The sequence below is a fragment of the Thermogemmatispora sp. genome (assembly GCF_042408735.1).
Lineage (GTDB): Bacteria > Chloroflexota > Ktedonobacteria > Ktedonobacterales > Ktedonobacteraceae > Thermogemmatispora.
Genome location: NZ_JBHOQV010000067.1, coordinates 1 through 1,067 on the forward strand (window position 1 = coordinate 1; position 1,067 = coordinate 1,067).

Annotated in this window: 1 protein-coding gene and 1 pseudogene; both read right to left on the reverse strand. The window is 67.1% G+C overall.

Annotated features, from left to right (window positions below):
* Nucleotides 1–187, reverse strand: a pseudogene (locus ACFMO7_RS05230) (hypothetical protein); the annotation flags it as partial.
* Between the two features lie 54 nt (nucleotides 188–241).
* Nucleotides 242–715, reverse strand: coding sequence for a hypothetical protein (locus tag ACFMO7_RS05235; RefSeq protein WP_376794459.1), 474 nt, complete (start codon nucleotides 713–715; stop codon nucleotides 242–244).
* Nucleotides 716–1,067: the final 352 nt, after the last annotated feature.

Sequence of the window (1,067 nt, forward strand, 5' to 3'; positions counted from 1 at the left end):
CACACAGCTCCCCCCACCTCTCCGTCAAGGGCGGCGCATGCTGGAGCGCCTCATCGCTGATCCCGTGGAGGGCCCGCGCCCCTGGCGTCACAGGCGCATCCGGCTGGATCAGCGAACGAAAGAGCAGCTTCCCCTTCCCATCGATCACCGCGATCTCTCCCACTTGGAAGCCCGGGTCTTCGGGCAATCCTGTCGTCTCCGTGTCAACAATGGCAATGTCCCGGGCCAGCTCTTCCCGCAGTCAGGCCCGTATCTCCTGCTGCTGCTGGCGCACCCGTTGCGCTTCCTCACACACCCAGCAGAGCCGGAGCCGCCGGCGGCGGCGCCCAGGCTCAATCTTCCCCCCACAGCTCTCGCAGGTCAGCCAGCGACGCCAGCCCTCCCTTGCCCGTTCCAGCGCTTGCCGCTGCGCTTCCGTCAGCGCCTTGGCTGAAGCTGCCTCATGGACCCAGTAGAGCAACACCTGCCGGGGGCGCCCCGCCGATCGCTCATAGCAGCCCGCGGGCTGCTGGCCCGGGGCCAGGCGCAACCCCCGGCGGCGCAGGCCGGAGACGGTTGCCAGCCGCTCCCAGTCAATCTGGGCGTACGCGAACACCCGCAGACCCCCACACTCCGTCCGAGGCTTTGCCTGCCACGTTTTGTGGCAGACGGTACATCGCCATCCTGTGGAAATCCGTTCGAGCTGATGTTCTTGATATTCCTGATGTTCTGCCATCGCTGACCTCTCCTTCTTCATGACTTCGGCGCCGTGCTTCCGCAGTCCGAGGAGCGACGCACGTCGTCCCTCGGGAGCGGCAGCGCGCAGGGGTGGGCATGAGATCCCTGTCGTGGGTCGGGAGCAAGGGAGTGGAGCTGTTGGAGGTGGAGGATCAGGGGATCAGCTCCTGCCAGTGGCTGGGTTCAGCGCACAGTCCTGCGCCACTGGGACACGCGCGTCGGGTCGCCTTGCGCCGAGGCGGCAGTCGATCCACAGAGGCAGCTAGCGCAGGTAGTGACGCAGCACCACCTCCACACGACGATGCCCGAGGGCCGACGCCACCGCCTCCACGGCTGCCCGATCATAGTCC

Excerpts from the sequence above, each read along its gene's own strand:
- ACFMO7_RS05235 (WP_376794459.1), bottom strand. The coding sequence starts at position 715 with ATGGCAGAACATCAGGAATATCAAGAACATCAGCTCGAACGGATTTCC.